11 protein-coding genes are annotated in these 12,057 nt (G+C 34.6%); 1 reads left to right on the top strand and 10 read right to left on the bottom strand.

Annotated features, from left to right (window positions below; translation table 11 throughout):
- Window positions 1-2: 2 nt before the first annotated feature.
- The 10 genes from WBY99_RS01950 to WBY99_RS01905 all read right to left on the bottom strand — a co-directional run bounded on the left by WBY99_RS01950 (window position 3) and on the right by WBY99_RS01905 (window position 11,419).
- Entirely contained in the window at window positions 3-806 is an 804-nt protein-coding gene (locus tag WBY99_RS01950; protein WP_423974666.1) for an aminotransferase class IV, read from the bottom strand.
- 68 nt (window positions 807-874) lie between these two features.
- Entirely contained in the window at window positions 875-1,261 is a 387-nt protein-coding gene (locus WBY99_RS01945) for an START-like domain-containing protein (RefSeq protein WP_423974665.1), read from the bottom strand.
- Window positions 1,262-1,639: 378 nt separating this feature from the next.
- Window positions 1,640-2,818, bottom strand: coding sequence for an aspartate aminotransferase family protein (locus WBY99_RS01940; RefSeq protein ID WP_423974664.1), 1,179 nt, complete (start codon window positions 2,816-2,818; stop codon window positions 1,640-1,642).
- The gene (locus tag WBY99_RS01935) at window positions 2,818-3,426 is read right to left on the bottom strand and encodes a hypothetical protein (protein ID WP_423974663.1); all 609 of its coding nucleotides are present in this window, start codon (window positions 3,424-3,426) and stop codon (window positions 2,818-2,820) included. The genes WBY99_RS01940 and WBY99_RS01935 overlap by 1 nt, the downstream gene beginning before the upstream one ends.
- Before the next feature lie 15 nt (window positions 3,427-3,441).
- Complete coding sequence (locus WBY99_RS01930) at window positions 3,442-5,181, bottom strand: OstA-like protein (RefSeq protein WP_423974662.1); 1,740 nt, start codon at window positions 5,179-5,181, stop codon at window positions 3,442-3,444.
- Window positions 5,181-5,654 carry a Fur family transcriptional regulator gene (locus WBY99_RS01925; RefSeq protein WP_423974661.1) on the bottom strand — a complete coding sequence of 158 codons (474 nt, stop codon included), beginning with the start codon at window positions 5,652-5,654 and terminating at the stop codon, window positions 5,181-5,183. Before WBY99_RS01925 ends, WBY99_RS01930 begins: the two co-directional genes overlap by 1 nt.
- Before the next feature lie 76 nt (window positions 5,655-5,730).
- Window positions 5,731-7,725 carry a KUP/HAK/KT family potassium transporter gene (locus WBY99_RS01920; RefSeq protein ID WP_423974660.1) on the bottom strand — a complete coding sequence of 665 codons (1,995 nt, stop codon included), beginning with the start codon at window positions 7,723-7,725 and terminating at the stop codon, window positions 5,731-5,733.
- A 105-nt stretch (window positions 7,726-7,830) separates the two neighbouring features.
- On the bottom strand, window positions 7,831-8,814 hold the full coding sequence (locus WBY99_RS01915) for a pyruvate dehydrogenase complex E1 component subunit beta (protein ID WP_423974659.1): 984 nt from the start codon (window positions 8,812-8,814) through the stop codon (window positions 7,831-7,833).
- 116 nt (window positions 8,815-8,930) lie between these two features.
- On the bottom strand, window positions 8,931-9,350 hold the full coding sequence (locus WBY99_RS01910) for a DUF2147 domain-containing protein (protein WP_423974658.1): 420 nt from the start codon (window positions 9,348-9,350) through the stop codon (window positions 8,931-8,933).
- Window positions 9,351-9,493: 143 nt separating this feature from the next.
- Complete coding sequence (locus WBY99_RS01905) at window positions 9,494-11,419, bottom strand: LTA synthase family protein (RefSeq protein ID WP_423974657.1); 1,926 nt, start codon at window positions 11,417-11,419, stop codon at window positions 9,494-9,496.
- 105 nt (window positions 11,420-11,524) lie between these two features.
- Between WBY99_RS01905 and WBY99_RS01900 the strand changes: the two genes are divergently transcribed.
- On the top strand, window positions 11,525-12,057 hold a 533-nt coding region (locus WBY99_RS01900), incomplete at its 3' end, for a CDP-alcohol phosphatidyltransferase family protein (protein WP_423974656.1).

The raw sequence follows: 12,057 nt of genomic DNA, 5'->3' as shown, positions 1-12,057 counted from the left end.
TTTTAGAGGAAGCTGCTTTTCCATTTTTCTACCATTTCTAAAAAACGTTCTTTTCCAAAAGTTTTATTTCGGATTTTGGTAACCGGGAAAATTCCCTTTAAATCAGAAATCATCAAAATCTCTTCTGCTTTTTGAGATTCAAACGCAATCATTTCTGACTCTATAATTTCTGCCAAATTATTTTTATGAATAAATGTTACAAAGCTCTCCATGAGCGGCGAAATATAGGCTCCTTCTGTAGTTTTAGGAATCTTAATGGTTTGACCTTCTAGAAATAATAAATTTCCGAAAATACTTCTGGCAATTCTTTTATTTGGATTTAAGAAAATAATATCATCCAAATCATTTTCTTTAGCATAAATTTCCGCATAAATATTCTCTGGACAATGAACGTGTATGCTGCTTAAAAGATTTGTATTCACATTTATTTCCTTGATCAAATCAATCTCATAATCCCTTTGAGCACCTAAAAGATCATCAACTTCATCAACTTCAAAATAGTAAGAAATCCCACTTTTCGACAGTATATTTTCATCCTCATTTCGATAGGCGAAGAAGTGAATAATACCATCTTTAACCCTTTCTTTCAAAACTTTTTCTGAGAACAAATTCTGAAAAAATTCCAGTGTATAAGTCAGTGGAATTGCCATTCTCATCTTACGCATCGAAGCCATTAAATAAAAATAACATTCTTCCGCCATAATCAGTTGAGCATTGCGGATAAAAAAAGAAACTTGCACCGAGTCACCATATAAAAACGCTCGGTTATGTAATTGAGACTGCTCTGAAGCAAAAGATAATTTCACAATAATCAGGATTTTAGTAACAAAAAATGAACGATAAATCGTTCATCTTCCTATTTAGATTAAAAAAATTAGGATGCGCCTAATTTTAATTTTAAATTTTCGATTAAATTTTCCCAATACAAGCGATTTTCTTCCTCGTCGCCAGCATCACAGAAATCAGTAACATTCAGTGCCAAATCATCTGTAATGTCATCGATCACAATGGTCATTTCAAAATAATTTTTCGTTCCTTCATCTTCTTCCCATCGAAAACGCACAAAACTTTCGGGCTTGTAACGAATAAGCGTCGCTTTTTCTTCGGGACCATTGCTCCAACTAAAATAGAAGTCATCTCCTTTTTCCACCACGTCATCCGCAAACCACTCAGAAAGCCCCTCTGCGCTAGCCATATATTCGTACAAAATCTCTGACTGACAGTGCATTGGAAACTCGTATTGCACTTTCGTTTTCGCCATATTATTACCGTTTTTTTAATGTCTCGCAATATATAAATTAATTTTCAATATACGCAATGTTTTTGTCGAAATACTTTTTGAAAATTAGAAGCCACACGGGCATATTTTTTCAAAAAATCGATTGCATCTCCTTCGCAGGAAGAAACCACGACTGCGATTCATAAAAACTCATTTTAAAACCATGACATAAATCATCGTAGAATACCGATTTCATCAGGGTTAACAAAAAAAATATTTTCTATTTCAAAAATTTTTTAGAACTTCTAAAAATTTGCGGAAAGAATAAAATTTAAAATTTTGTTTATAGCTGCTTGGACGGATATTGTTCAGGTTGAGAGATTCGAAATCTCTACTTTTTAAATAAAAAATGTCGAACTATTATTCTATTTCATTTAAAACCTCAAGAATGATTTCACAACCTTCTCTGATTTCAGCCATTGAAATCATGAGTGGTGGGGAAATTCGGAGATATTCGTTTCGGTACAATTGCCAAAAAACGATGAGTCCTTTTTCCATACAGCGTTTTGCAACATTCAAAGTATATTCTGGCGAACCTAGATTTACCGCCAACATCAAACCTTTCCCGTTGATATTTTTAATTTTTGGATGAATCAAAAGTGATCTGAATAATTTTTCTTTTTCATCCACTTTATTCATTAAACCACTTTCTAGAACTTCTTTCAAGGTCGCATAACTTGCTGCAGCGATTAAAGGGTTACCTCCAAATGTGGTGATATGTCCCAATTTCGGAGCGTGCGAAAGGCTGTGCATAATTTCTTTGGAACTCATAAAAGCACCGACGGGCACCCCTCCGCCCATTCCTTTACCCATCACCAAAATATCGGGTACAATTCCGAAATGTTCAAAGGAGAAAAGTTTTCCAGTTCTTCCAAAGCCAGGTTGTATTTCATCTAAAATCAAAAGTGCTCCAACTTCTTCGCAACGTGTTTTCAGTTTCTTTAGATAATCAATTTCAGGAACGAGAAATCCTGCAGCTCCCTGAATTGTTTCCAAAAGAACACATGCCGTTTTCTCTGTGATTTTTTCTAAATCTTTTTCGTCATTAAAATAAATAAAATTCACCATTGGCAAAAGCGGACGAAATTCCCGTTTATGGTATTCGTTCCCTGAAACCGACAAAGCGCCGTGGGTATTACCATGGTAAGAATTGTGGAAAGAAATAATTTCTTCTCTTCCGGTGTATCTTTTGGCAAGCTTCAAACTTCCGTCAATTGCTTCTGCTCCGGAGTTGACGAGATAAGTTACTTCTAAAGGTTCTGGTGTAGCATCGGCTAAAAGCTTGCATAATTTCACTGGCATTTCTTGAGCATACTCACCGTAAACCATAACGTGTAAATATTTTTCCGCTTGAGTTTTAATGGCTTCTACAATTTTCGGGTGAGAATGTCCTAAAGTATTGGCAGAAACTCCAGCTACAAAGTCCAGATATTTCTGTCCATTTTTTCCATAGATATAAGAACCGGAAGCTTTTTCAACTTCAAATCCTGCGGCAAATTGAGTGGTTTGTGCCTGGTATTTAAAAAAATCTGTTTGCATTATATGATAAATACTGGGTTTTCAGTATCGTCTTTTTCGGGATTGATCTTTGCTTTATTTTGATAATCGTATTGTTGTGTTTTATTCAATTCTGTTTTAATTAAATCCTGCCAATATTTCAATTTATCCGCATCGTTTCCAGAATTGGTTTGTCTATCCATTAAAAGTTGAACTTTGTGAAATTCATTTAAATGCTCATTAAGAATTTCGCTGACAAAGTTTAATCCTTTCCACAGTTTTGATTTATTTAAAAATAGATCCTTTCTCATCTTTCTGGCATATATTTCAGCCAAATCAAAAATAGTTTGCTGATAGTCTAGGAGCTGTTCAACATTTGACAAATTTGGAGTTACCAAAGAAGCCGACTTAATTATTTTAGTAGTGACATTTTGATTAAAATTCTTATTAAAAACACTAAAACCCATCAATTCCCATGATATAATTACCGTACTTCTAATCGGAGATAAAGTGTCATCTGTTTTAATATGAAAGTCGTCAGTAGAAAGTTTTCTAGATTTGTCCCAAATAATCTCATCTGGTTTCAAAATTTGACTTTGAAAAAAAGAAATCGTAAAAAGAACAAATACTATTTGGAGTAAATTTTTCATAATGTTACTTATCTTTTACTTCCGAACCCTCTTCGGTTTCTTGGCTTCTTCTTTTGCTTTTTCATCATTGATGGCTTTTTGGGCAGCATTATAAAGAGCGTCGTCGACTTCGTATTTTATTTCGGGATAATCCGGTGTTTCTACGAAAATGTCGCGCCAGGTACGAAGTCGGTCTTTGGTATTCCAGTTGAAATCGGGAAAAAACCTTTGCTCATGAGAGATTAAACTCATCGGATAAATCTCGGTATTGGCTCCGATATTACAGGAAATAATCTGAACTTTTCGGTCTTCGAATTCGGCTTCAATCGTGCCACAGGTAGAAAGCGCCACTCCGATTCTTTCTACTTCTTTGGTTTTTTCGTTTTGGTCATCGGCGTAGGTAATTGATTGTGCGTTACCGATTACTTTTGCCAGCTTGATTTCGTTTTCTTTATAATAAACCGTCATCAGTTTTCCTTTGACCTGGTGGAATTCGTCTTTCAGATTAAGAGAGTCCACTTTGCTGATGGCGAAAGCATTTCCTATGACCCGCAAGGAATCTATAAACTCCTTTTCGGTATCGAAATAGGCTTCTATTTTATCACCGGTTACCTGTTTCTCGCCACTCCAGGCGATGGGTTTTCCGTCGAGATGCATGATTCCGTCAGTTTCATTAAAACTTAAAGAATCGGCTCTCACCTGAATATTGGATTTGAACATTCTGGCTTTTTTATAAGCTCGAAGGAAACTTTTTTTCTTAAGCGGATTTAGTTCATCAACCTTTTGATAAGCCAAAATTCGATCTGCTGAAAAATACATGGAGTCTTTCTCCAAAATTTTCACCGCATAAGGTTTATCGGTCATCATTGCGGAATCTTTTTTCTCAAAAATCTCGCCGTAACCGCCTTTTATATATCTTTTTTCTTTTGGATCATGCAAGGTTACATTTCCTTTTGCGGTACCAAAACCAGTGATCTGATTAAAGTACATATCATCACCTGTAAGGATTTTTCCGTTATAATGAATTCGGGAATTTTTCTTTAAATAAACCTCCTTGGAATTCATATTGTACGTTCCTTTTTCTGTATAAATAAGATTTGCCGGATTTTTCTTATTGGTAATCGTTGTGGCTCCGTTGAAGGTTGCAGTATTGGTATTTTGATTTTGAATAATATTCGCGCCTTCTACGGTATATTCTGAATTATCGATTTTCACATTTCCAGCAAAGTCGATAATTCTACTGGTCAAATCGTAGGTAGCAGATTTAGTGTACATTATGTTTCCATCTTTGATAATGGTTCCACCAGTATTGAAATAAGCTTTATTGGAAAGTCGATCGTAGTATAAGGTTTCGGTTTTGATGGTTTGTCCGGGATCGGTTAGCAATACATTTTTACGAGCGATTCCTTTTTGGGAGTTTCCATCATATTCCATTTCACCGGAAGTTATTACCGAACCGTCCGGATTTTGGAGTCTTACATTTCCAATGGCTTTCACAAAATTTTGTTCTTCGTAAAGAATCACAATATCTGCATTAAGCACCGAACCTTGATGAGTAAACTGCACATTTCCTTCAAAAAAAGGATTTCCGCCATAACGGCTTAAGTCTTTGCCGAATTTATCGGAATGGGTATGACGTACTTTTTCAACTGGTGAAGATTGATTTTGTGGCGTATTAAAATACGGATCTTTCACCAAACCTTGATTAGTCTGCGTAGGAATTTGCGCAAAAACAGAGATGCTGATAAAGAGAAAAAAAACGAAATAATTTTTCATTAATCCTTTTTGGTTCCGTAAAAATAAAGTGAATGCGAATCAATATTTACACCAAATGCTTCTTCAATAGCGTCTTTGATTCCTTGAATTCTGGGGTCACAAAACTCGATAATTTCCTGAATATCCTTGTCTGAATCTTTTTTGTAAATAACCAGATGATCGTGCTGTTTATCAAAATAAGATTTTTCGTAGGAAGAAGAAGTCAATGTTTTTTCGCCAAATTGATGCTTTCTAATTAAGCCTGCATCTAAAAATATTTCGATGGTATTATAAATGGTAGCTTTAGAAACATGGTATTTTTTCTGCATCATCAGAAGGTACAAATCGTCCACATTGAAGTGGTGCTCCATGTTATAGATTTCTTCTAAAATGGTATATCGTTCGGGGGTGTTTCGGAAACCTTTATCGGACAGATATTGTTTTAAAACATCCCTAATTGTTGAAATATTAAGATCTTTTTGCTTAGCGTTCATTAAAAATAATTATATGCAAATTTACCGAATTTTTTATTAAGGTCGGTTCACAATCATTTCTTCTTCGAATACCAACTTAGGAATCGTATCTGTGAAAACTTACTTGCTCAATTTTATTGGTAATAATTTTTTGGTCCAGTAACGGTGCAGATTCTACGACGACATTATGGGCAGAAACTCCCCACGCTTTAAAGTCATCACTCCCAATATATTTCACAAAATTATATATATTGAGTGTGATTTTTTCTTTAATCGTTAATAAAGTATCATTAATGTAAGTATTATCAATAATCACATATTTAAGATCAGGTGGAATATTATAAAGGCGAAGTGAAGGGTGACTGCTTCGCGACGGGATACTTCCATCTTCCATCATGTCTTCCAAAACTTGGTCGAAATAATCATTGATCCGGCGATCCACTTTAAACCCAAGTAGGAAATTAATCCAGAAAATCGTTCCTGGCATAATTTCATCAATGGTATATTTAAAGGTAAATGGATCTTCCTGATTCACAATATTGAGGATAAAATAATGGTCTGCTCTTTTCGGTTGTTTGCGGAGAATTGAATAAATGATTTTTGCTTCTACCTCGTCTTCTCTTTTTGCACGACTTAAAAAAGCAAGATTGGTTGCATATTTGGGAATTGTTTCGTCAAGTTTTAAATCTTTAATGATGGGTACATATTTATTAAGCTTCACAAATTTGATAAACTTTGCTTTAATCAATCTTCCGTTATACCATGCATACATACAAACCCCTATGAAACCTGCCAAGACAACGGTAATCCATCCACCTTCAAAAAACTTAATGACATTAGCGCTGAAAAAACCAACTTCTATGGATAAATAAATTAATCCGAACACCAAAATTATAAATTTATTGATCCTCTTTTTAAAAAGCCAAAAACCAAGCAAAATTGTAGTCATCAACATCGTTATCGTAATTGATAAACCGTAAGCGGCCTCCATTCTCCCCGATTCTTTAAAATGCAAAACCACGATTAAACACAATACCAAAAGTCCCCAATTAATTTTAGGAATATACATTTGACCTTTGATACCCGAAGGATAATCAATCTCTTGATTGGGCCAAAAATTAAGAGAAATGGCTTCAGAAAATATCGTAAAAGATCCGGTGATTAAGGCCTGACTTGCAATAATTGCAGCTGCGGTGGCAACAATAATTCCTGGAATCAGCATCCATTCTGGCATTACTCCAAAAAAAGGATTGATGCCAGTATTGTGTATTAGATCATAGTTTTTCAAAACCCAAGCTCCTTGTCCAAGGTAATTTAAAATCAACATTACTTTCACAAAAATCCAGCTTATTCTGATATTCTTTGCACCACAGTGACCAAGATCAGAATATAATGCTTCCGCTCCTGTGGTACATAAAAAAACGGCACCTAAAATAACGATTGCACTTGGCGAATGCACAATTAATTTATAGGCATAATATGGATTAAATGATTTTAGAACACTAATATCATCCACTAAATGCGACAATCCTAAAATGCCTAAAATTAAGAACCAAACTACCATTACTGGACCAAAAAATTTACCAATAGAGTTCGTCCCAAACTGTTGAACCGTAAAAATTACAATTAAGATAATAGCGGTAATTGCTACAACTGGCGTGTGCGGATTATAAATTTTAAGACCTTCAATTGCAGAAATCACCGTTAAAGAAGGGGTGATAACGCCATCTGCAATTAATGCGGAGGCACCAATCATCGCAATGAGATAGAGCCAACCTTTTTTAATATTTTTAATGAGAGAAAAAAGTGCTAAAATTCCACCTTCCCCTTTGTTATCGGCACGCAGCGCAATCATCACATATTTTACGGTCGTTTGAAGCGTAAGCGTCCAAATAATACAAGAAAGTGCACCTTCGATATACTCATCAAAAGGCATATTTCCACCATTTGTTCTTGCATTAACAATCGCTTTCATTACGTACAACGGCGAGGTTCCGATGTCTCCGAAAACGATCCCCAAAGAAACTAATACTCCAATTGCGGTGAGTTTTTTGGTATCAAAATGATGACCTCCTTCAACTATTTCTGACATTGAATAATATTTATGGTGTAAATTTAGATTAAAAACCCATTTATAGAAAAGCTTTTCGTAAAATTAATTTAAAAAAAGAAAAACTCTCTTTCGAGAGTTTACTTTTTATGCTTTGATGTACATTGCGTTTTTTATTTCTTCTTTTACTTTTTCCAGTTTCGGGAACCATTCAGCAAAAAGTGGTGCTGAGTAAGGCGCAGGAGCATCTGGAGTGGTAATTCTCTTAATCGGAGCGTCTAGATAATCAAATGCTTTTTGCTGAACCATATACGCAATCTCCGTTGCAATGGAACCAAGAGGCCATGCTTCTTCTAAAATCACCAAACGATTTGTTTTCTTAACAGATTCCAAAATCGTGTCATAATCTAATGGGCGAACCGTTCTTAAATCAATTACTTCTACAGAGATTCCTTCTTTTTCTAAATCTTCGGCAGCTTGAATCGCCATCTTCATAATTTTACCGAAAGAAACCAAAGTTACATCGGTACCTGCTCTCTTGATATCGGCTTTTCCGATTGGGATATAATATTCTTCTTCTGGAATTTCCATTTTGTCGCCATACATTTGTTCAGACTCCATGAAAATTACAGGATCGTTATCCTGAATTGCGGTTTTCAATAACCCTTTTGCATCATAAGGATTGGATGGTACAACAACTTTTAAACCTGGCGTATTTGCAAACCAAGATTCTAAAGCCTGAGAGTGTGTCGCTCCTAATTGACCTGCAGATCCAGTTGGACCACGGAAAACGATTGGGCAATTCCACTGTCCTCCACTCATTTGACGGATTTTCGCAGCATTATTAATAATCTGATCAATTCCTACCAACGAGAAGTTGAAAGTCATATATTCTACAATGGGTCTGTTTCCGTTCATGGCTGCTCCGATGGCAATCCCTGTGAATCCCAATTCTGCAATTGGAGTATCAATTACTCTTTTCGCACCGAATTCATCAAGCATTCCTTTAGAAGCTTTGTAAGCACCGTTGTATTCTGCGACTTCTTCCCCCATTAAAAAAATGGATTCATCTTTTCGCATCTCTTCACTCATTGCCTGTGCAATCACTTCTCTAAAAGTATATTCCTTCATGATTTATTAAAAAATTAAAGTACAAAAGTAAAGATTTTTTTGCGAAGTATAGTATTTCATCTCATTAAAAAAGCATCTCCGAAAAGATGCTTTTTATCAAGTTTATTTTTATAAAACTATTTTACCGCATGCCAAGTCTGCGTTCTACCGATTAATGAGAATCCCACATAACCTCTTACATTCAGCTTGTCACCATCTCTTGTGATGGTGCATTTGTAGGTTTTCCCAGTTTTTGGATCAGTGATTGTTCCGCCAGTAAATTCAGAACCTTCTTTTTTCATTCCTCTAATTACTTCCATTCCTAAGATAGGTTGGTTTTTACGATCATCTTTACAATCGATGCAATTTGCATGTTCAGGTTTAATCAAAAGTTGAGAAACTTTACCGTAATATTTACCATCAGCTTTTTTGTAAATTTCTACGATCGATTTTGCCTCTCCAGTTGCATCATCGATGGTCTTCCACTTTCCCTCAATTTGGGCATAAGAAAGTGTTGCGAAAAACAAAGCCACAAAAGCGAAAATTATTTTTTTCATAGTATAAATTATTTTAAAATTTTAGTTTGATAAATGTAATTAAAAAAAACTAAACACCAAATTTTTAACTATTCATATCATAGTAGATAAAAATACAGCTAAAAAATGATCAATTAAACAACGGTTTGATAAGAATTTTTAATTTAATTCAATTTTCTATTAATCACTCGATTCATATAATCTTGATACCAAGCTTTGCTCAACAGAATTCCTCTTTCAATTTCAGGATTTTTCACTTTGTCAATGAGGTTTTTCACCAAACCTTTATCCGCAATATTATAAACTCCGGTAACTTCTTTTCCATTAAAAAGATAAATATAATTCCCAATCATGAACTGCTCATTGATCGAATCGGAATTAACGATGATATAATCCTCTTTCTTATCGGAAACTAAACTTCTGCCCCAACTTCTTATTTTCTTGTTATAACCCATTAAATCTGCTAAAGTTGGATAAATATCAATTTGCTGTGCGGGCTCTGTAATTTCACCTTTCAGCTGATATTTTGGATTTGGCGAATAAAATAGAATCGGAATTGAAAATCGGTTCATTGATTTTTCATATTCTGGATAACCTATTTGATTGGTATGATCGGCAACGAAAACAAAAATAGTATTATTAAACCACGGCATTTTCTCCGCGGTTTTGAAAAATTGCTTTAAAGCAAAATCGGTATAACCAATCGGCTCATGAATTTCCAAAGGTCCTTTTTTAAATTTACCTTGATATTTTTCTGGAACTTTAAACGGGTGATGCGATGAAACTGAAAACAAAGTCGCCATAAATGGTGCTTTTTTCTTGTTTAAAGTTTGAGCGAAATATTGAAAAAACGGTTCATCCCAAATCCCCCACATTCCGTCGAAATCGGCATCGTTATTATATTCTGTTTTCCCGTAATAATGTTTGAAACCCAAAATATTTCCGAAACCCAAAAACCCCATCGACCCATTCGGTGCGCCATGAAAAAACGAAGTATCATAACCCATTTCGTTAGAAACAGAAACAATCGATTGTATTTTTTGGTTAGAATAGGGCGAACTTGTAAACGCATCTTTCAAACTCGGAATCCCCGCCAATACAGAACTCATTCCGTGAATGGATTGTCTTCCGTTGGCAAAAGCATTCGTCGCAATCAAGCTCTGAGTCGCCAAACTATCGAAAAATGGCGTGTAAGAAACGAAATCTTTAATCTTCGTGTTTTTATTAAAAGCACCAGAATATTCTTTGCCAAAACTTTCGAGGATGAAAATAACGACATTCGGTTTTGGCTCGACCTCCTCGCGAGTATATAATTTATAAGGATGAATATTTTCATCAATAAATTTTTCGTCCACAAAATGAACTTCCTGAAAATTATTGGTATTCATGGTTCTGAAAAAAGAAAAAACACTGTTCAAAACCACATTGGCCTGCAACGGATTTTTCACATGCCGATTCGCATCTACCAAATTAATCGGCCGGGTCGAATGTTTGAAATCGCCACGAATTCCTCCCACTACAAGCAGAGCAGTTAAACATAAAGTAAGAACCGAAAAAATAAAATATGGAATTAATTTTACTGGTTTTATCACAATAACCTTCACTTTCTTATAAAGAAATACCCAAAGAATCATTAAAACCACAAACCATAAAATCACAAAAGGATGTTCTGTAATCGACAATAAAAAAACTTTGCCAATATTGCTTTCATGTTGTGCAACGTTCATTGCAGCAGTCGTCAATCTTGCTTGCGAGAATTTATAGTAAATAAAATCGCCGAAATTCAAAGAATACGCAATTCCGTTGGTAATAAAATAAAGGTAAAACAAAAACCTCTGGTAGACCTTTTTTGTATTGATAACGATCGGAATAATACTCAAAAGGATGAAAAGCGAATTCACATACAAAATCGCCGTTGTATCAAATGCAATTCCATGGTAAGCCAAATTCAGGTATTCTGAAATACGGTCAACAGGAATTAAGTTTTTATTAAAAAACCAAAAGAGCAAACGTGCGATCTGATAGAAAAAAAAGGCTAGAAAAATTCGATAGAGTAAAGCAACAATTTCCTGTAATCTAAATTCTTTCATTAATAATAAGTTCAAATTAGTGGTGCAAATTTACATTATTTTAGAACTTTAATTCCGACTTAAAATCTGCAAATTAATTTTAATAAAAACCTTACTTTTGTATTTATGAATTTTATTAAAAACAATCTCGCAAATGCCTTCACGCTTGCGAATTTATTTTCCGGAAGCGTTGGGGTTATTCATCTGATTAATGGTGATTATCAAACCACTGCGATTTGCATTATTCTTTCGTTGATCCTCGATTTTTTCGATGGATTTGTTGCAAGAGCCATGAAATCGAATTCTGAACTCGGCGCCCAACTCGATTCTTTGGCGGATATGGTGAGTTTCGGTTTGTTGCCCGGAATCGTGATGTATAAAGCTTTAGAACCTTTCGGAAATCAATTTTTGGGAATAGAACTTCCTTTTGAAATTAAATATTTCGGACTTTTAATTACTTTATTTTCATGTCTGAGATTAGCGATTTTTAATTTAGATGACGAACAAACTTACTATTTTAAAGGTTTGAATACCCCATCAAACACGATTCTAATTTTCGGATTATTTTATGTTTTTTTAGAAACTGAAAGTTTCAAATTTTTATTTGAAAATCCTTTATTATTAATAGTTTTAACGGTTTTAAGTTCTTGGCTTTTAAT

Source organism: Kaistella sp., assembly GCF_049588135.1.
GTDB lineage: Bacteria > Bacteroidota > Bacteroidia > Flavobacteriales > Weeksellaceae > Kaistella.
This window is presented reverse-complemented; position numbering and strand designations above follow the sequence as displayed.

Excerpts from the sequence above, each read along its gene's own strand:
- WBY99_RS01925 (WP_423974661.1), bottom strand. The coding sequence starts at position 5,654 with ATGAACGCTAAGCAAAAAGATCTTAATATTTCAACAATTAGGGATGTT.
- WBY99_RS01945 (WP_423974665.1), bottom strand. The coding sequence starts at position 1,261 with ATGGCGAAAACGAAAGTGCAATACGAGTTTCCAATGCACTGTCAGTCA.
- WBY99_RS01915 (WP_423974659.1), bottom strand. The coding sequence starts at position 8,814 with ATGAAGGAATATACTTTTAGAGAAGTGATTGCACAGGCAATGAGTGAA.
- WBY99_RS01910 (WP_423974658.1), bottom strand. The coding sequence starts at position 9,350 with ATGAAAAAAATAATTTTCGCTTTTGTGGCTTTGTTTTTCGCAACACTT.
- WBY99_RS01920 (WP_423974660.1), bottom strand. The coding sequence starts at position 7,725 with ATGTCAGAAATAGTTGAAGGAGGTCATCATTTTGATACCAAAAAACTC.
- WBY99_RS01935 (WP_423974663.1), bottom strand. The coding sequence starts at position 3,426 with ATGAAAAATTTACTCCAAATAGTATTTGTTCTTTTTACGATTTCTTTT.
- WBY99_RS01930 (WP_423974662.1), bottom strand. The coding sequence starts at position 5,181 with ATGAAAAATTATTTCGTTTTTTTTCTCTTTATCAGCATCTCTGTTTTT.
- WBY99_RS01940 (WP_423974664.1), bottom strand. The coding sequence starts at position 2,818 with ATGCAAACAGATTTTTTTAAATACCAGGCACAAACCACTCAATTTGCC.
- WBY99_RS01905 (WP_423974657.1), bottom strand. The coding sequence starts at position 11,419 with ATGAAAGAATTTAGATTACAGGAAATTGTTGCTTTACTCTATCGAATT.